Source organism: Phytohabitans flavus (assembly GCF_011764545.1).
GTDB classification, from domain to species: Bacteria; Actinomycetota; Actinomycetes; order Mycobacteriales; family Micromonosporaceae; genus Phytohabitans; species Phytohabitans flavus.
The window spans coordinates 6,810,014-6,828,677 of the sequence record NZ_AP022870.1 but is presented as its reverse complement, the minus strand read 5'-3'; the positions used below and the strand labels follow the sequence as shown (position 1 = coordinate 6,828,677).

General features: G+C 70.1%; 12 protein-coding genes and 3 pseudogenes. 6 read left to right on the top strand and 9 right to left on the bottom strand.

Annotation, left to right across the window (positions count from 1 at the left end; translation table 11 throughout):
- Window positions 1-33: 33 nt before the first annotated feature.
- The 8 genes and pseudogenes from Pflav_RS29830 to Pflav_RS29795 form a co-directional block, all read right to left on the bottom strand.
- Window positions 34-819: pseudogene (locus tag Pflav_RS29830) on the bottom strand (succinate dehydrogenase/fumarate reductase iron-sulfur subunit); the annotation flags it as partial.
- Entirely contained in the window at window positions 819-2,729 is a 1,911-nt protein-coding gene (locus tag Pflav_RS29825; RefSeq protein WP_173039974.1) for a fumarate reductase/succinate dehydrogenase flavoprotein subunit, read from the bottom strand. The gene Pflav_RS29825 and the pseudogene Pflav_RS29830, both read right to left, overlap by 1 nt.
- Before the next feature lie 13 nt (window positions 2,730-2,742).
- Window positions 2,743-3,546: a hypothetical protein gene (locus Pflav_RS29820; RefSeq protein ID WP_173039972.1), complete on the bottom strand. Its 804-nt coding sequence runs from the start codon at window positions 3,544-3,546 to the stop codon at window positions 2,743-2,745.
- 143 nt (window positions 3,547-3,689) lie between these two features.
- On the bottom strand, window positions 3,690-4,304 hold the full coding sequence (locus Pflav_RS29815) for a hypothetical protein (RefSeq protein ID WP_173039970.1): 615 nt from the start codon (window positions 4,302-4,304) through the stop codon (window positions 3,690-3,692).
- 75 nt (window positions 4,305-4,379) lie between these two features.
- Window positions 4,380-5,740: pseudogene (locus Pflav_RS29810) on the bottom strand (TldD/PmbA family protein).
- 60 nt (window positions 5,741-5,800) lie between these two features.
- Window positions 5,801-7,236: pseudogene (locus tag Pflav_RS29805) on the bottom strand (TldD/PmbA family protein).
- 22 nt (window positions 7,237-7,258) lie between these two features.
- Window positions 7,259-7,807, bottom strand: a complete 549-nt coding sequence (locus Pflav_RS29800; protein WP_332107887.1) for a Uma2 family endonuclease — start codon at window positions 7,805-7,807, stop codon at window positions 7,259-7,261.
- A 73-nt stretch (window positions 7,808-7,880) separates the two neighbouring features.
- Window positions 7,881-8,924, bottom strand: a complete 1,044-nt coding sequence (locus tag Pflav_RS29795) for a carcinine hydrolase/isopenicillin-N N-acyltransferase family protein (RefSeq protein WP_173039966.1) — start codon at window positions 8,922-8,924, stop codon at window positions 7,881-7,883.
- Window positions 8,925-9,006: 82 nt separating this feature from the next.
- Between Pflav_RS29795 and Pflav_RS29790 the strand changes: the two genes are divergently transcribed.
- From Pflav_RS29790 to Pflav_RS29765, 6 genes are all read left to right on the top strand, one after another.
- Entirely contained in the window at window positions 9,007-10,014 is a 1,008-nt protein-coding gene (locus Pflav_RS29790; RefSeq protein ID WP_173039964.1) for an ABC transporter ATP-binding protein, read from the top strand.
- Window positions 10,004-10,954, top strand: a complete 951-nt coding sequence (locus tag Pflav_RS29785; protein ID WP_173039962.1) for an ABC transporter ATP-binding protein — start codon at window positions 10,004-10,006, stop codon at window positions 10,952-10,954. The genes Pflav_RS29790 and Pflav_RS29785 overlap by 11 nt, the downstream gene beginning before the upstream one ends.
- 2 nt (window positions 10,955-10,956) lie before the next feature.
- The gene (locus Pflav_RS29780; protein ID WP_415624403.1) at window positions 10,957-12,003 is read left to right on the top strand and encodes an ABC transporter permease; all 1,047 of its coding nucleotides are present in this window, start codon (window positions 10,957-10,959) and stop codon (window positions 12,001-12,003) included.
- Between the two features lie 9 nt (window positions 12,004-12,012).
- Entirely contained in the window at window positions 12,013-12,999 is a 987-nt protein-coding gene (locus Pflav_RS29775) for an ABC transporter permease (RefSeq protein ID WP_173039958.1), read from the top strand.
- Between the two features lie 75 nt (window positions 13,000-13,074).
- On the top strand, window positions 13,075-14,787 hold the full coding sequence (locus Pflav_RS29770; protein ID WP_232072084.1) for an ABC transporter substrate-binding protein: 1,713 nt from the start codon (window positions 13,075-13,077) through the stop codon (window positions 14,785-14,787).
- A gap of 57 nt (window positions 14,788-14,844) precedes the next feature.
- Entirely contained in the window at window positions 14,845-16,422 is a 1,578-nt protein-coding gene (locus tag Pflav_RS29765) for a glycosyltransferase family 39 protein (RefSeq protein WP_173039954.1), read from the top strand.
- Window positions 16,423-16,432: 10 nt separating this feature from the next.
- Here Pflav_RS29765 and Pflav_RS29760 read toward each other — a convergent pair whose 3' ends face one another.
- Complete coding sequence (locus Pflav_RS29760) at window positions 16,433-18,550, bottom strand: S9 family peptidase (protein ID WP_173039952.1); 2,118 nt, start codon at window positions 18,548-18,550, stop codon at window positions 16,433-16,435.
- Between the last annotated feature and the right edge of the window lie 114 nt (window positions 18,551-18,664).

The following is an 18,664-nucleotide window of genomic DNA, read 5'->3' as shown; positions in this document are numbered from 1 at the left end:
CACTTCGGACCCTTCCGTGCGTGCTCCCACGAGCGCGGTGGCCGGGACCTGGCCCGCGCCGTCCAGCTGGTCACGACGGAAGATCTTTCGGCCCAGCCACACCAGCGGGTCGTACCGGCGGTCGACCACCCGCTCCTTCATGGGAATGATCGCATTGTCAGTGATCTTGATGTGCTCGGGGCAGACCTCCGTGCAGCACTTCGTGATGTTGCAGTACCCCATACCCATCGAGGCCTGGGCGAACTCCTTGCGGTCCTCCTGCGCGTCGAGCGGGTGCATGTCCAGCTCGGCGGCACGGATGAAGTACCGCGGCCCGGCGAACGCCTTCTTGTTCTCCTCGTGGTCACGCACCACGTGGCAGGTGTTCTGGCACAGGAAGCACTCGATGCACTTGCGGAACTCCTGCGAGCGCTCGACGTCGACCTGCTGCATCCGGTACTCGCCGGGGGCCAGGTCGGCCGGCGGCGCGAACGCGGGCGTCTGCCGCGCCTTGTCGTAGTTGAAGGAGACGTCCGTCACCAGGTCGCGGACCACCGGGAACGCCCGAAGTGGAGTGACCGTCACGGTCTCGTCCTCGGCGAATGTGGACATCCGGGTCATGCAGCCCAGCCGCGGCGTACCGTTGATCTCCATCGAGCAGGAGCCGCACTTGCCGGCCTTGCAGTTCCATCGGCAGGCCAGGTCCGGCGTCTGCGTGGCCTGGAGCCGGTGGATGACGTCGAGGACCACCTCGCCGTCGTTGACCTCGACGTCGTAGTCCTTCAGGTCACCGCCGGCCTGGTCGCCCCGCCAGATCTTGAAACGACGCTTCGCGCCCATTACTTGGCAGCCTCCTCAGCGAGCGCGTCGTACTCGGCGAGCTCCTCATCGGTCAGATACTTCGCAAGCTCCGCGCGGTCGAAGAGCTTGATCAGCTCGGGCCGCATCCTCGGCAGCGGCTTGTGCTCCAGCCGCACCTTGTCACCGTCGAGCGAGCAGACCAGGTTGACCTGCCGCCACTCCGGTCGCATCGCCGGGAAGTCCTCGCGGGTGTGCCCACCGCGCGACTCCTCCCGCTCCAGTGCCGCCTTCGCCGTGCACTCCGATACGACGAGCATGTTGCGCAGGTCGAGGGCGAGGTGCCAGCCGGGGTTGTACCGGCGCCCGCCGGCCGCGCTGACCTTGCTGACCCGCTCGCGCAGCTCGGCGAGGCGGACCAGCGACTCCTCCAGCTCGCCCTTACGGCGGATGATGCCGACCAGGTCGCCCATCACGGCCTGGAGGTCCTGCTGGAGCGTGTACGGGTTTTCGCCATCGTTTCGCTCCAGCGGCGCCAAGGCGGTCGCCACCGCGGCGTCCAGGTCGGCCTGCGACACCCTCGGCCGGGTAGCCAGCACGTCCGTGTACGACGAGGCGTGCTCACCCGCGCGCTTGCCGAAGACCAGCAGGTCACTCAGCGAGTTGCCGCCGAGCCGGTTGGAGCCGTGCATGCCCCCGGAGACCTCGCCGGCCGCGAAGAGCCCCTGCACAGTGCCGGACGCGGCCGCGGTGTCCGGGTCGACCTCGACGCCACCCATGACGTAGTGGCAGGTCGGCCCGACCTCCATGGGCTCCCGCGTGATGTCGACACCGGCCAGCTCCTTGAACTGGTGGTGCATCGACGGCAGCCGCTTCTTGATCTCCTCGGCCGGGAGCCGGGTGGACACGTCCAGGAAGACGCCGCCGGACGGGGAGCCGCGGCCCTCCTTGACCTCGTTGTTGATCGCGCGGGCCACCTCGTCACGGGGCAGCAGCTCGGGCGGGCGGCGGTTGTTGTCCGGGTCGGTGTACCAGCGGTCCGCCTCCTCCTCGGTCTCCGCGTACTGCTTGCGGAAGACGTCGGGGACGTACTCGAACATGAACCGCTTGCCCGTGGAGTTTTTCAGGACACCGCCGTCGCCGCGGACCGACTCCGTGACCAGGATGCCCTTGACCGAGGGGGGCCAGACCATGCCGGTCGGGTGGAACTGGAGGAACTCCATGTTGATCAGCGTGGCGCCGGCCCGCAGGGCGAGCGCGTGTCCGTCGCCTGTGTACTCCCAGGAGTTCGACGTCACCTTGTACGACCGGCCGACGCCGCCCGTGGCCAGTACGACCGCGGGCGCCTCGAAGAGCACGAACTCGCCGGTCTCCCGGTAGTAGCCGAACGCGCCGGCTACCTTGTCGCCGTCGAGCAGCAGCTCGGTGATCGTGGTCTCGGCGAAGACCCGGATGCGCGAGTCGTAGCTACCGGTCGCGGCCTTGTCCTCCTGCTGGAGGGACACGATCTTCTGCTGGAGCGTGCGGATCAGCTCCAGGCCGGTGCGGTCACCGACGTGCGCCAGCCGCGGGTACTCGTGGCCGCCGAAGTTGCGCTGCGAGATCTTGCCGTCCTTCGTACGGTCGAAGAGCGCTCCGTACGTCTCCAGCTCCCAGATGCGGCTCGGCGCCTCCTTGGCGTGCAGCTCGGCCATCCGGAAGTTGTTGAGGAACTTGCCACCGCGCATCGTGTCGCGGTAGTGCACCATCCAGTTGTCGCGGCTGTTGACATTGCCCATCGCCGCGGCGGCGCCGCCCTCGGCCATGACCGTGTGCGCCTTGCCGAAGAGCGACTTCGAGATGATCGCCGTCTTCTTGCCGGCCAGCCGGGCCTCGATCGCCGCGCGCAGGCCGGCACCACCGGCCCCGATGACGACGACGTCGTAGTGGTGTCGTTCGATTCGCGTAGTCATATCTTGGGTGTCCTCAGTTGATGAACCGGAGGTCCGAGAACCAGCCCGCGGACACGGCCATGATGTAGAAGTCCGTCAGCGCGAGCGTGCCCAGCGTGATCCACGCGAGCTGCATGTGCCGGACGTTCAGCTTCGAGACGAACGTCCAGGCGCGGTAGCGCATCGGGTGCTTGGAGAAGTGCTTGAGCCGGCCACCGACGATGTGCCGGCACGAGTGGCAGGAGATCGTGTAGGCCCAGAGCATCACCACGTTGGCGATCAGGATCAGGTTGCCCAGGCCGAAGCCGAAGCCCTCGGGGCTGTGGAACGCCAGGATCGCGTCGTACGTGTTGACCAGCGAGATGATGCCGGCGGCGTAGAACGCGTACCGGTGGGCGTTCTGGAAGATCAGCGGGAACCGGGTCTCACCGCGGTAGGTCTTGTGGCCGTCCGGCACGGCGCAGGCCGGCGGCGACAGCCAGAAGGCGCGGTAGTAAGCCTTCCGGTAGTAGTAGCAGGTGAGCCGGAAGAGCAGCAGGAACGGGAGGCTGAGGGCGGCCTCCGGGATGATCCACCAGCCCGGCAGGAAGGTGCCGAAGTGCGCGGCCTCGGGTATGCAGCGGTCGGTGATGCACGGCGAGTAGAACGGGGTCAGGTAGTGGTAGTCCGCGACCCAGTAGAAGTCGTGCATGAACACACGGACCGTGGCGTACGCGACCCAACCGCCGAGCCCGACGACAGTGATGAGCGGTGCCAGCCACCACCGGTCCGTGCGCAACGTCCTCGCCACGATGGCGGCGCGCGCCCGTGCACCCGGCCTCGTTGCCGTAGTCGTCATTTCTTTATGTCTCCCTAACGGCGCATCCGCGCGGTTTCGGTGCTACACGTTACGCCGCGTGTTGACGGCCACGTGCATGGGAGTCTTGCGTGTGTCAGGGCGGTTGCGTAAGTCCATGACCTTGTGTAGTAGTTCACTACCCGCTAGAGGTCTGGGCTGGCCAGTCGGCGGACGGATCCGTCGCATGAGTCCGGACCGGCGTCCACCAGCCGCTCCACCACGGGTTTGCCCTGCTGCCCCTGCGGCGGCACGAAGAAGGCCGGCTCCCCGCCGGAGACCTGGCGGTCCAGCGCGCCGGCGTAGGCGGACCGCGCCTCGACCAGCTGGCTCCACGCGTCCAGCCAGTCCCGCCGGTGCTCACGGTGGTTGCCGGGGAGCTGGTCGAGCTCGGCGAGGAGAGGGCGGACGGCCGCGTTCTCGTTACGTACGGCGGTGGCCCTGGCCCGCGGGTTTTCCGTCGCGCCGGGTGGGAGCAGCCGGTTGAGCCGCCGCTCAAGATCGGTGCAGGCGGCGTCGGTACGGGCTACGCTCCGCTCGTTTTCCTCGGCGCGGTCCATGATGCCGTCGATCGCGCTGATCACGGCGATGCCACCGGCGCACACGGCGATGACGAGCGCGGCGAGGATCCCGCCACCGATGGCGAGGACCCTGCGGCGGCTCCGCGCGGTGGCGGTCGGCTTGGCCGGTGCCTCGCCCGGCTTGTCCGGCGCCGGTTGCGTGGACGTGGGGCATCGTCGTCCGTCACGGCGCCAAGTCAAGCACGCCTGCCTCGATGATCGAAGCTCCCCCAAGTCGCTGGGAGGAGCTTCGATCGCACGGGCGCCGGTGGCGGGTCAGCCCGAAGCGCCGCCGGTGAAGTTCCACGAGGCCAGGCGGACGGCCGGCGCGGTACGCCAGGCGGCGCCCCAACCGTCGGGCACCGTCGTGACGGCCGAGCCCACCCGAGTACCGCGCCCGGCGCCAGCGCCTGCGGGTACGACTGGGTGAACCGGAAGTTTCGCACCGGCGTGGTGATCTCACCGTTTTCGATCAGCCAGACCCCGTTGCGGGTCAGGCCGGTAACCACGAGGCTCTTCGGGTCGAGCACCCGGGTGTACCAGAGGTCGGTCACCAGCAGCCCGCGCTCGACGCCGGCCACCAGTGCCGCGGCCGCCGGGTCCACGACGACACCCAGCTCGGTCGGCGAGGCGGACGCCGGGCCGGGCTCGAGGCGCATGCTCGCCGGGAACGCGCCGAACGTGTTGCCGCCCGGGAGCGCGTGCCCGGTCGTCTCCGCGCCCGCCTCGGCCGCGGTACGGCGGTCGTGGGCCAGCGACTCGGTCACGCCCGACGACACGAACGCCACCCGCCGCTTCGGCGTGCCCTCCGCGTCGAAGGGAAGGCCCAGCCCGGCCGCACCGAGCGTGTCGTCGACAAGCGTGATCGCGCGGTCGAACTGCTCCGCGCCCGGCTCGGCGAACGACCGGCGCTCGTTGTAGGCCTTGCCGTTGAAGCCGTACAGCGCGAGGTTCTGGAGCAGGTCGGCGACCGCCGGGGCCTCCAGCACCACCTCGTACCGGCCGGGCGGCAGCTCCACCGCGTCAGCGCTGGCCCGGGCCTTGGCGGCGGCGCGGGCGCCGAGCACCGCGCCGTCCACCTCGGACAGCCGCCCGCTGGCGAGGCGGCCGAGGCCGTCAGCACCCTCGATCCGGGCGATCGCGTCCATCGCCACCTCGGCGGTGCGGCCGGTGACCGACTGGCCCGCCGAGTTGGCGAACGCACCGGCCGCGTACATCGTGCGGCAGTAGCCGGCCGTCTCCAGCCCGCCGGCGGCGTCCACGAACGCGTGTACCCGATCCGCCCGCGCGTCGGGCGAGGCCTGCGCGGTGGCCTCGTCCCAGTTGCCCTCGCCGGCGAGCGGCGCCGGCGGCGCGAGTCCCGGCCAGGCCGGGTCGGGCGGCAGCAGGCGGGCCGCCTCCCGGGTCCGCCGCACCAGACCGGCCAGGCCCTCGTCGGTGGTGACGGTGGTCGAGCCGCTCGCGGTCCGCCCGTCCGCGTGCAGGCGCAGGCGTACCGAGGTGGTGGCGTCGGCGACGTTCTGATGGATGAACGAGTTGGCGAAGCGGGTCAGCGCCAGCGCGGTGTGGCCGACGAAGACCTCCGCCTCGACGCCCGGACCCACCATCGAAAGGACGCGGCGCGCGATGTCCTCCATCAACCCCACTGCCTCTCTGAAATCCGTGGATAACGGTTCACTCGCTGCGCTCCTTCTCCCTTATCCACGAACACCAACCCGCACGTTCTGGAACCTGGCCGGCGCGGCCGGGTGGCCGGTGTGTCCGACCTGGCCAGGCTGGCCCTTGCCGCAGTTGGGGTACCCCACGCGATGCTCTCCGAGGAGAGCATGTCCATCGAGCGCCAGAAGATCGGACCGATCCCGGTGTACGTGGGGTTGCGCAGCATCCGTCCCTGCCGCCCGTTCTTGATCTCGTACGCGATCTCGGTGCCGAACTGGAAGTTGAGCCGCTTGTCGTCGATCGACCAGGAGCGGTTGGTCTCCATGAAGACGCCGTCGTCGGTGGCGGCGATCATCTCTTCGAGCGTGTGCGGGCCGGGTTCGAGGCCGACGTTCGTCATCCGCACCATGGGCAGGCGGGACCACCCGTCGGCCCGTACGCTGCCCGCGTAGTCGAGCCCGGCCACCGCGGCCGAGTCCCGCCCGGCCAGCACGCCGACCCAGCGCCCTTCGCGCACCGCGTCGCGCCGCGCGGCCGGGGTGCCCTCGTCGTCGAAGCCGAAGCTGCCCAGCGCGCCGGGGATCGTCGGATCGATGGTGATGTTCATCAGCTCGGACCCGTAGTGGAGGCTGCCCAGCTGGTCGAGGTCGAGCCAGGACGTACCGGCGAACGCGGCCTCCCACCCGAGGATCCGGTCCAGCTCAATCGCGTGCCCCACCGACTCGTGGATCTGTAGCGCCATCTGCTCGCCGCCCAGGATCAGCGTGGTCTCGCCGGCCGGGCAGAGCGGGGCGGTGAGCAGGGCCCGCGACTCGTCGGCGATACGGGCCGCGTGGGCGGCGATGTCGAGCTCCTGGACCAGCTCCCAGCCGCGCGTGCCGTACTGCCCTCGGTAGGCCGGGTAGCTGCGCCGCTGCACCTCGCCCTCGCCGATCGCGGTGGACGAGATGCCCGCGCCGCACTCCCGGATGTGTTGGTCGATCCGGTGCCCCTCGCTGGACACGAACCACTTCTCGGTGTCCCAGACCTGGTACAGCCCCTCGGCCACGTCCGCGCCGTGCTCGCGCATCGTCTTGGTCGCGTGTACCAGCAGGTCGCCCTTGTCGGAAAGGGGCACGGTGAGCGGGTCGATCTCGCAGGCCGAGGCCCACGAGCCGGCCCCGGCACCGACCGGCGCCAGGTCCGTCGCGGGGCCCGGCACCCGCGCGCTGGCCGCCGCGGTCTTCGCGGCCCGGCTGCCGGCCGCGCGGGCGGCGGCGTCGGAGAGGTCGGGTACGGCGTAGAAGCCCCAGCCGCTGCCGACGAGCGCCCGTACGCCGATGCCGGCGTCCTCGCTCTGGTTGAGATCCTCAATGTCGCCGTTTCTGGCGGACATCGCCTCATAGCGCCGGTGCATCACCCGGGCGTCGGCGTAACGCGCCCCGGCGTCCAGCGCGGCCTGCACCGCGGCGGTAGCCACGTCGAAGTGGGTCATAGCAAACGACCCTATGCGCCGATCAGCGCGGCGGCAGCAACGACTCAGGCCGTATTTCGGCCGTTACCGGCTCGATCAACCTGAGCACCTCACCTGGCTCAGCGGTGTGGCGTTCGACGTAGGTACCGCCCTGAAGCCGAAACAGGCGCAGTGCGAACGTGTTGTGCTCGACAATGAGGTACCAGGGAATGCCGGCCTCGGCGTAGTAGTGCATCTTGAGCACTTTGTCCGTCGCTGCGTTGCTGGGAGAGGTGACCTCGCAGACGAGCACCGCACTGCTTCCGGGAACGACCCGCTCGTCAAAGTCGATCACGGTCGTGATCGCGAGATCTGGTATCACGATCCGGCTTGGCTTCAGGCGCAGATTGACGGCCCAATGGACGTGCAGGCCGCGATCTTCGGCGCCTTCTTCCAGAGAGGTTGCGAGCTTGCGGCAGACCCGCTGGTGCCACGGGCTCGGGGAGGCGGTCACGTGGAGGTCGCCGTCGAAAAGCTCGATCCGGTCGTTGTCCTCGCCGAGCGCAAGGTACTCCTCCTCGGTCCACGGCCCGTGATGGGCAGTGGGGATCATCGCGGTCACTGTCACCTCCCAAGCGTCTCGACCTGCGTACCTTCGGTGCAATCCTCCCACGTAGTCATAGCCACTAGAGCGTGGTGTGGTGGATGCGGTCGTAACGTTGACCGGTCGCTACGGCGGCGGTGCCGGCCTTGAGGTCGTAGACGACTGACCACTGGGTGTGGCCCTGGCGGAGCGTGCGCAGCAGCGTCATCGCCGCACCCGGATCCAGCTTGCCGCCCACCGCGTCCAGTTCCTTCAAGCCTGCCGCGTAGCGCCAGTCGGCCGCGCGCTCAGCGGCGTCGGACGTGCTCAGGTTGAAGTTGGTCATCAGTTGCCAGCGTCGGTCGCCGCGGGTGACGGTCATCGTGCCGGTGGCGAACTCGATCACCGCCGAGTCACCCGTCGCGTCGGCAACCAGGTAGTGCAGTGATGGGCCGCCGCTCCAGTCGAGCGTGTACGCCTCGAATACGCGGATCGCCTCGTCCACGGTGCGCGCGGTGTCGAGCGCCAGGCGGATGACCGCGAGCGAGCCGACCTCCCGCGCGCCCGGCCGGACCTGGGCCGCGCCGTCGACCTGGGCCATCCCGATCGCGAGACCGTGCTCGTTCATGCCGTCGAAGGGGAGCGTCGACGCGAGCAGCAGATCGCGCTTAGCCGCCGGATCGTCGAGCTTGGCCAGGCGGGGGTGGTCGAAGCCCAGGTAGGAGAGGTCGACCAGCGAGATCGAGTCGTACGCGTCGGGCGGGCGGGAGGTCAGCACGAGGGCCGGACTGTGGTCCCAGTCGAAGTTGCGGCCGAGCACCGGGCGCTTGGCGTGGCCGGCGGCGAGGAAGACCGTGCACGCGAACGCGTCGCGGCCGGCCGGCAGCGCGATCACCTTGGGCGTGGCCTCGGGCGGCGCGAGCCGGGGTGCCGGGCCGTCGTACGTCATCTCGTACAGCGGGTGGTCGTCGATCTTCCGCAGGCTGGCGAGCGCGCGGTCGGATTGGTCGGCCGCCGGCGAGTACGTGAGCGTGTGGAAGGTGAGCGTCTCGGCGCGCGGCGCTGGCACCCCGCCGTGGCAGCCCGCTAGCGCGAGCAGCCCGGCCGTGAGGGCGCGTCCAAAAAGGGCAGAGCGCCGAGCCGCCATCTCACTACGGTAGCGGCTACTGACAGGAGGCCACCTTGTAGCTTATTTTCATCCTCAGCGAAGCGCTGCAAGTTCTCTACGAATGCGAGGGGCTGTGGGAGCGACCGCCGACCCGTACCTTCAGGTCCGTGACCTGCGCGTCCGGTTCTCCACTGAGGACGGAGTGGTACGGGCGGTCGACGGGGTGTCCTTCGCGGTGGAGCGCGGGCGGACGCTCGGCATCGTCGGCGAGTCGGGCTCCGGCAAGAGTGTCACGAGCCTCGCGGTGCTCGGGCTGCACGACCCGAAGCGCGCGACCGTCACCGGCGAGATCCTGGTTGGCGGCCGCGACATCGTGGGCCGCCCGGACGAGGAGGTACGCCGGCTGCGCGGCCGCGACATGGCGATGATCTTTCAGGATCCGCTCTCCGCCCTGCACCCGTACTATCCCGTCGGCCGGCAGATCGCCGAGGCGTACAGGGTCCACCACTCGCGAGCCGGTCGTGCCGAGGCCCGCCGCCGTACGGTCGAGATGCTCGACCGGGTGGGCATCCCGCGGCCGGACCGCCGCGCGGGGCAGTACCCGCACGAGTTCTCCGGCGGCATGCGCCAGCGCGCGATGATCGCGATGGCACTCGTCAACGACCCCGCCCTGCTCATCGCCGACGAGCCCACGACCGCGCTCGACGTGACCGTGCAAGCCCAGATCCTCGACCTGCTGGACGGCCTGCAAAAGGAGTTCAACTCGGCGATCGTGCTGATCACCCACGACCTCGGTGTGGTCAGCCAGGTGGCCGACGACGTGCTTGTGATGTACGGCGGGCGCGCGGTCGAGCACGGCAGTGCCGAGCAGGTGTTGCGGCGGCCGCAGCACCCGTACACCTGGGGGTTGTTGGCCAGCGTGCCCTCCCTGCACGGCGACGCGGACGCGGACCTCGTGCCGATCCCGGGCAGCCCGCCCAGCCTGATCAACCTCCCGCCGGGGTGTGCGTTCCACCCCCGCTGCGCCTACGCCGACGACGTGTCCCGCACCGAGGTGCCCAAGCTGCGTGCGGTGACCGGAGGCCACCTCGTGGCCTGCCACCGCCCGGGAGTGGCCAATGCCGGCTGAGCTGCTGAAGGTGGAAGGGCTGACGAAGCACTTCCCGGTGCGTGGCCGAGGTGTGGTGCGCGCGGTCGACGGGATCGACTTCGAGGTGGCGGCCGGCGAGACGCTCGGGCTCGTAGGCGAATCGGGCTGCGGCAAGACGACCACCGGGCGGATGCTCGTGCGCCTGCTGGAGCCGACCGGCGGCCGGATCGTCTTCGAGGGGCGGGACATCAGCCACCTCGGGCGGCGCGAGCTGCGGTCGTTGCGGCAGGACCTACAGATCATCTTCCAGGACCCGTACGCGTCTCTGAATCCCCGGCACACGGTCGGGCGGATCGTCGCGATGCCCCTGGAGGTCAACGGGATCAGGCCGCCGGGCGGCGTCAAGCAGCGGGTACGCGAGCTGCTGGAGCTGGTCGGGCTCAACCCGGAGCACTACAACCGGTACCCGCACGAGTTTTCCGGCGGGCAGCGGCAGCGGGTCGGCATCGCACGGGCGCTCGCGCTGCGCCCCAAGCTGATCGTCGCGGACGAGCCGGTCTCCGCGCTCGACGTGTCGATCCAGGCCCAGGTCGTCAACCTGCTCCGCGGGTTGCAGCGCGACCTCGGGCTGGCGTTCGTGTTCATCGCCCACGACCTCGCGGTGGTACGGCACTTCTGCCAGCGGGTCGCGGTGATGTACCTCGGGCGGATCGTGGAGATCGGCGACCGGGAGCAGATCCACGAGCGGCCGCGCCACCCATACACCCGGGCGCTGCTCTCTGCCGTACCCGATGTCTCCGCACCCGCACGGGCGAGCGGGCGGATCCGCCTGGCCGGGGACGTACCGACGCCGCTCGACCCGCCGACCGGGTGCGGCTTCCGCACCCGCTGCTGGAAGGCACAGGACGTCTGTGCCACGACTGCGCCTCCGCTTGTCGACGGCGTGGCTTGCCATCACCCGGAAGGGGGCCAGCAGTGAGCCTGTCCACCGAGATCGCACGCCCTGAGGCGCCACCGCCGCCCAACGGCATCGACATCGCGGGTCGCTCGCCGGGCCAGCTCGCCTGGGCTCGCCTGCGCCGCGACAGGGTCGCGGTGATCAGCGGCGGCGTGCTCGCCTTCTTCCTGCTCGTCGCGATCCTCGCCCCGCTGATCGAGCTGGCGTACGGGATCGGGCCGTACGACCAGTTTCAGGAGAAGCTGCGGCGCAGCGACGGCATGCCGCTCGGCTACGCGGGTGGGATCTCGGGCGAGCACTGGTTCGGCCTCGAGCCGGGGTCCGGCCGGGACATCTTCATCCGCCTCGTCTACGGGATCCGCACGTCGCTGCTGATCGCGGTCATGGCGGCACTGCTCACCTCGCTGATCGGCATCACGCTCGGCATCCTCGCCGGCTACCTGGGCGGCTGGGTCGACGCGGTGATCGGCTGGATCACCGACCTCGCGCTCGCGCTGCCCTTCCTGATCTTCGCGCTGGCCGTGATGCCAACCGTCGAGCTGCGCTTCTACGGCCCGCGCGACGAGGTACCCACCTGGTTCCGGGTGGCGGTGCTGATCGGGATCTTCGCGACGTTCGGCTGGACCGGCATGGCCCGCCTCGTCCGCGGGCAGGTGATCTCGCTGCGCGAGCGGGAGTTCGTCGAGGCGGCCCGGGCGTGCGGCGCAGGGCTCGGGCACATGCTCTTCCGCCAGCTGCTGCCAAACCTGTGGGCGCCGATCCTCGTGTCGTTCTCGCTGGCCGTTCCCGCGTACGTGACCGGCGAGGCGGCGCTCTCGTTCCTCAACATCGGCATCCGCGACCCCACGCCCGACTTCGGCGTGATGATCTTCCGGAGCATCGACTACCTACAGGGCGACCCGGCGTACGTCTTCTTCCCGGGCATCACGATCTTCGCCCTCGTGCTGGCCTTCAACCTCTTCGGCGACGCGCTCCGCGACGCGCTCGATCCGAGATCAGCTATGTCCGCTCGCGCGGCGCCCCCACCTGGCGGTGGCGTGGACGCGGCCGCGACCAAAGACGCGCGATAGGAGCCGACCGTGGCACGCTTTCTGATCAAGCGGCTGCTCTCCGCGACGCTCACCCTCTTCGCGGTCAGCGTGCTGGCCTTCCTGATGTTCTTCGCGCTGCCGCGCGACCCGGTCACCGGCATGTGCCCGAAGAACTGCAACCCCGAGCGGCTGGAGCGGGTCCGGGAGGAGCTCGGCCTGCGCGACCCGAAGATCGAGCAGTACGCCGCGTACATGAAGGGGATTTTCGTCGGCCGCGATCTCGGCAGTGCGCAGGGCGGCCGGTGCGACGCGCCCTGCCTCGGCTACTCGTACGTCAACAGCGAGGCGGTCACCGACACCCTGGCCCGGGTGCTCCCGGTGACGCTGAGCATCGTGATCCCGGCCGCGATCCTGTGGCTGCTACTGGGCGTGGGACTCGGCATGGTCTCCGCGCTCAAGCGGGGCACCTGGGTCGACCGGCTGGCGATCGGCTTTTCGCTGACCGGGGCGTCGCTACAGCTGTACTTCACCGGCGCGGTGCTGCTGATCGTCTTCGTCTACCAGCTCAAGGTCCTGCCCAACCCGCACTACACGTCCATATTGGACGATCCACTCGACTGGGCGAAGGGCCTGGTACTGGCCTGGGTCGCGCTCGCGTTCCTCTTCTCGGCCATCTATGCGCGGCTGGCCCGCGCGCAGATGCTGGAGACGCTCTCGGAGGACTTCGTGCGTACCGCGCGGGCCAAAGGGTTGGCCAGCAAGGCGGTGTACGGCCGGCACGCGCTGCGCGCGGCGATCACTCCGCTCGTCACGATCGCCGGCCTGGATGTTGGCGCGGCGCTCGGCGGCACGGTGATCACAGAGACGACGTTCGGCATTCAAGGGCTCGGCCGCACCGCCGTGTACGCCGTCCGCGGCGGCGACCTACCCATGATCATGGCGACTGTCCTGATCGCCGCGGTCTTCGTCGTGCTGGCCAACGTCGTGGTCGACCTGCTCTACGCAGTCATCGACCCGCGCGTCCGGCTCCGGTGAATTTTACCGAACGGTTACGTTGACGTTGTAGATTTCCTTCAACTGACATCGGGAGGGATCACTATGCGAAATCGAGTGGCAGCCGCCTTCGCACTGGTGCTGGTGGCCGGCGCCTGTAGCGAGACCACCGACGACGGCCCCTCCGTCGACCAGCAGCGCACCGCGACCGGGGTGATCGCGACCGACCCGAAGGACTCGCTCGGCCCGGCGCCGGAGGTGCTCGGCGCGACCAAGGGCGGCACGTTCACGGTCATCCGCGAGGTCAAGATCTCGCACCTCGACCCGCAGCGGGTGTACTCGTTCGCCGGCCTCGTGAACGCCCCGCTCTACGCCCGCACGCTGACCACCTGGAAGGACGACGGCAAGGGCAACCTCACGCTGGTCGGAGACCTCGCACAGACTCCAGGCACCAACGTCAGCAACGACTGCAAGGTGTGGGAGTTCAAGGTCAAGGACGGCGTGAAGTTCGAGGACGGGCGCCCGATCACGGCCAAGGAGATCGCGTACGGCATCGCCCGCTCGTTCGACCCCGACCTCACCGGTGGCCCGACCTACGTGCAGGAGTGGCTGGCCGACAGCGCGGACTACGACACCAAGTGGGACTTCAAGGCAAACAAGGGCGCGCTGCCGCCCGGCCTGACCACGCCGGACGACAAGACGATCCGCTTCGAGTTCGCCAAGGCGCACTGCGACCTGCCGTTCGCGCTGTCGCTGCCGGCGAGCGCGCCGCTGCCGCCGGACAAGGACACCGGCGTCAACCTGGACAACCAGCCGTTCTCCTCCGGGCCGTACAAGATCACGAAGCACACGCCCGGCGTCGAGATCGTGCTGGAGCGCAACGAGCACTGGGACCCGGCCACCGACCCGGTCCGCCACCAGTACCCGGACAAGTTCGTGTGGACGTTCGGCCCCGACCCGAACGCGGGCGCCAACCGGGTGATCGCCGACAGCGGCCCGGACCAGTCCGCGCTCGCCTTCAACGGCGTACCGTCCGCGCTGGTCTCCCAGGTCACCGGCAACGCCGCTCTCAAGGAGCGCTCGATCATCTCGCCCACGCCCACCGAGTGGCGCCTGTCGATCAACACCCAGCGGGTCACCGACCTGGCCACGCGCCAGGCGCTCAACTACGCCATCGACCGGGACGGCTTCATCAAGTCCATCGGCGGCGAGACCGTTGCCGCGCCCGTCACCACGCTGATGCCGCCCGCCACGATCGGCTACCAGAAGTACGACGCGTACCCGGCCGGCGCGAACGGCAACCCGGACAAGGCCAAGGAGCTGCTCGCCGGCAAGACGCCCGCGCTGGTGCTGGGCGTGGGCGACGATGTGGTCGAGCGAGGCACCCAGCTCAAGTCCAACCTGGAGAAGGCCGGCTTCAAAATCACACTCAAGACCATCCCGGCCGACGCGAAGCTCGACGAGACCAAGAAGAAGGACAACCCCTGGGACCTCTACCTCGACTCCTGGGCGGCGGACTGGCCGAGCGGCGCGTCCATCCTGCCGGTGCTCTTCGACGGCCGGTCGATCAAGGCAGAGGGCAACAGCAACACGTCGTACGTCAACGACGACGCGATCAACAGCGAGTTCGACCGGGTGCTGGCGATGCCGCCCGCCGACCAGGCACCCGAGTGGGCCAAGCTCGACGAGCGCATCATGCGGGAACTCGCCCCGGCCGTCCCGGTGTACGTCGAGGTCGCCTACTACCTGCACGGATCCAAGGCCGGCGGCGTCTTCGTCAGCAGCGTCTTCGGCTACCCGTCCTTTGTGAACGCTTTCGTCAAGCAGTAGCACCCCGTGAGCCGGCCGGCCCGCGCCACGGGCCGGCCCGTTGTTACGGTCTCGTCCGTGCGTGAAGGTACCCAACGGCGATTGCCGTACTGGCCCGTGGCCGGCGCGCTCGTCGCGGTCGGTGCCGGCCTGCGCGTCTGGCACTGGGCGTACGGGCGCGGGCTCTGGGGCGATGAGCTCTACGTCGCGCACAACCTGCGCGAGCGCGGTTTCGTGGATCTGTTGTACCCGTTGGCGTACAGCCAGTCCGCGCCGCCCGGATGGCTGTGGCTGGAGCGGTTCGCGCTGGCGGTTTCCGGGCCGGGCGAGCAGTCGCTGCGGCTGGTGCCGCTGCTCTTCGGTCTCGCCCTGCTGCCGCTGGTCGCGTACCTGGGGTATCGCCTACTGCCGAAGGTCGCCGCGCTCGCCGCGCTCCTCCTGGTTGCGGTGAGCCCGTTCCTGATCAGCTACTCCAATCAGGTCAAGCAGTACAGCGCTGAGGCGTTCTGGGTGACGCTGCTGGTTGGTGTGGGCATCCTCGTACACCGCTCGGCGCATCGCCTCCGGTACCTCGTCTTCTGGGGCGCGGCCACGGCCGGCGCGACGATGAGCGCGCTGGCGATCCCCGTCTCGGCCGTCCTGGCCACGATCCTCGTCGTCGGCCTGGTCGTCGACCGCGCGGCGGGGGCGGCACGGTGGCGGGAGATGGCCCGATTCGCGGTGCCCGCACCACTCTGGCTGGGCGTCGTCGCCGCGGTCTACGTCTGGAACCTGCGCCCGACCCGCAATGACACCGCGTTGCGTGACTACTGGCTGCGCAAGCAGGTGTATCCGTACCGCGACCTCACCGATCTGCCCGCGACGTTCGACTGGCTGCACAGCACGTACAAGTCACTCGCCGTCGTCCCGTTCGCGCTCTGGGCGCCAGCGCTCTTCCTGGTGCTGCTGGTGGTAGGTGCGGTGGTGTGCTGGCGACGGTCCGGTTGGTTGACGGTGGCGATGCTGTTGACACCGCTCGCCATCGGGCTGGGCGCCGGGGCGTTGGGACAGTACCCGATGACCGAGCGACTGGCGCTTTACTGCGTGCCGTCATGCCTGTTGCTGTCGGCATTCGCAGTGTCTCCACCCACGGGGCAGATCGTGCTCGGCTGGTCGCGTCTCACCGCCGGCGCGGCGCTGGTCGGGGTAGTGCTCGTGCCGCAGGTCGTGACGGACATCCGGGCGGCCGCCGACCCACAGCGCGCCTACAAGCAGGGTGGTGGCGCAAACCTGGCCGACTACCGCGGCGCGTTGCGGTATCTCAGCGAGCAGTGGCGCGAAGGGGACTTGGTACTGGCCACGCCGGTGTCCTGGAACGGGCAGTCGTACTACGGGCCACCGGCCGACGGGTACGTGCGGCTGGCGGAGGCGGGCGCCTGCCCAGGTGAGACCGCGTCGGGCCTGTTGTCCGGGCGGTCGCGGGTCTGGGTCTTCCAGGCGACCGACTGGGATGAAGACGACAACGCCGAGATCAACGCACGGCTGGGCCAGGGCGGCGCGTTGTCCGAGCGGTCGTTCGTGGGCGCGCGGGTGGTACGTGTCGACCTCACCGACGGCGCCGCCGCGGGCGCCGGCCTGTGCCTCGTCTCACCCCCACGCAGTGCGGCGGTCCGCTAGGAGTCAGTCGCTAGAGGTTGCGGCGGATGAAGTCGAGCTCGAGGCGGAGCAGTTGCTCGCCCACGCCGCCCGCGGCCATGTGGGTCGCGCCGGTCAGCGGGATCACCGAGTGCGGGCGGCCGGACGCGAGCAGCGCCGCGGAGAGGCGCAGCGTGTGCGCGGCGACCACGTTGTCGTCGACCAGGCCGTGGATCAGCAGCAGCGGGCGGGCGTCGTGCACCGGCTCGGCGGCGATCTCGATGAGCGAGTGGTGGGCGTACACGTCGGGGTTTTCGCTCGGCAGGCCCAGGTAGCGCTCGGTGTACGCGGTGTCGTACAGCCGCCAGTCGGTCACCGGGGCGCCGGCGATGCCGCAGCGGAAGATCTCCGGTCGGCGCAGCACCGCCAGGCCGGCCAGCCAGCCGCCGAACGACCAGCCACGGATCGACACCCGGTCGAGGTCGAGGTCGGGGTGCTTGCCGGCCAGCGCGGAGAGCGCGTCGACCTGATCGGTGAGCACCACGTCGGCGACGCGGCGGTGGACCACCTTCTCGAACGACGGGGCCACGCCAGGGGTACCCCTGTTGTCCACTGTGACCACCGCGAAGCCGGCGTCCGCCCACCACTGCCGCTCCAGCCACCGGGCGCGCGTGGCCAGCACCTCCTGGTGCCCCGGACCGCCGTAGACGTCGAGCAGCACGGGCAGGCGGCGGCCGGTCACGTGGTTGCGCGGGTACAGCACGGCGGCGGGCAGGCGGCGGTCGGCGACCCGCTCCAGCACGGGGCGCGGGGCGTACGGCGGCTTGGCCGCGTACGAGGTGATCACGCTGACCTGCTTGCCGACGCGCCAGATCGTCCAGTGGGTGCCGGCGCGGTCGAGCGAGGCGGAGCCGACCACGAGCACGTCGCCGCCGACCGCGCCCACGTGCCACCCGGGGGCGGTGGTCAGCGGGCGGATCTCGGCGCCGCCCGCGCCGATCGCGGTACGGACCCGGAAGAGGTGCTGCTCGCTCGGCTCGCCCTCGCTGGCCTCTACGAGCAGGTCGGGCGAGCCCGCGCCGGCGCCGGCGGCCATGCGGCCGACTACGCGGCGCACGTACAGCGAGGGCGGGGTGAGCAGCGTGCCGTCGGCGAAGAGGCAGCGCGCGTCGTACCCGTCGTGGGCCAGCTCGCCGCCGACCAGCACACGGCCGTCGGGCAGGTGGCTGGGCGTACCGAGGACGGGCTCGACCCACCGAGGGTCGGCCAGCTCGGCGTGCACCTGGGTCTCGCCGGTGCGCGGGTCGACCGAGAGCACGAGCCCGTGCTGCTGGAGGCGGCGGAGCACGGTGATCAGCGGACCGCCCTCGGCCCAATGCACGGACACCAGGTACGGGTAGGTCTCCCGGTCCCAGTGCACGTCGACCCAGCCACCCTCGAGGTCCAGCAGGTGGAGGGTGACCTCGGCGTTGTCCGCGCCCGCGTACGGGTACGCCACGCTCGTCGGCGCCACCTCTGGGCGCGCCGGGTCGTGCAGGTGCCAGCGCGGCACCCGGGACTCGTCCACCCGCGCGGCCAGGATGGAACGGCCGTCCGGCGCCCACCAGTAGCCGCGGAAGCGGTCCAGCTCCTCCGCCGCGATGAACTCGGCGAGGCCCCAGGTGACATCCCCCTCCTCGCCGGCCAGCAGCGCGTCGGTGCCGTCGGCGTGGATTACATGGAGGTTGCCCGAGGTCACGTACGCGATGCGGCGGCCGGTCGGGTCGGGCCGCGGGTCGACGACCGGCCCGGCCGTGGCCACCTCGGTGACGTCGCCGGTGACCAGGTCGGCGCGAAAGAGGCGGCCGCCCAGCGGGAAGGCGGCGACCCGCGCGGCCGGGTCCGTCGCGTACGACCCGATGCCACTCGCGGAGAGCCGCAGCCGCTCGCGCAGCGCCCGCTCTTCGGCGGGCAGGTCCCCAGTGTCGTCGTCGGTGAGCAGCGCCGCAGGCTCGGCGATCAGGCGCTCGGTGGATGTTTCGACGTCGAGCACCCAGAGTGCGTCGGCCGCGTCCTCAGGACCGGGCGAACGCAAGAAGATCACCCGCGAGCCGTCGCTCGCGACTGTCACGGCCCGCGGCGCTCCGCGGGTAAACCTCCGGGTACGGGCGGCCAGCTCCGGATACTCCACCAAGGGATCGTAAATCCGTGTGATCGGTCTGCCTGACCACGTCCGGCGTGTCCGCCCGTAAACGCCGTTTCCGCCCCCTGACGTGGCAAGCGGCGGCATAATTTCCGTCGCGCG

What these genes read in the sequence shown, in the direction of transcription:
- Pflav_RS29825 (WP_173039974.1), bottom strand. Translation starts at nt 2,729, where the DNA reads ATGACTACGCGAATCGAACGACACCACTACGACGTCGTCGTCATCGGG.
- Pflav_RS29820 (WP_173039972.1), bottom strand. Translation starts at nt 3,546, where the DNA reads ATGACGACTACGGCAACGAGGCCGGGTGCACGGGCGCGCGCCGCCATC.
- Pflav_RS29800 (WP_332107887.1), bottom strand. Translation starts at nt 7,807, where the DNA reads ATGATCCCCACTGCCCATCACGGGCCGTGGACCGAGGAGGAGTACCTT.
- Pflav_RS29795 (WP_173039966.1), bottom strand. Translation starts at nt 8,924, where the DNA reads ATGGCGGCTCGGCGCTCTGCCCTTTTTGGACGCGCCCTCACGGCCGGG.
- Pflav_RS29790 (WP_173039964.1), top strand. Translation starts at nt 9,007, where the DNA reads ATGCGAGGGGCTGTGGGAGCGACCGCCGACCCGTACCTTCAGGTCCGT.
- Pflav_RS29785 (WP_173039962.1), top strand. Translation starts at nt 10,004, where the DNA reads ATGCCGGCTGAGCTGCTGAAGGTGGAAGGGCTGACGAAGCACTTCCCG.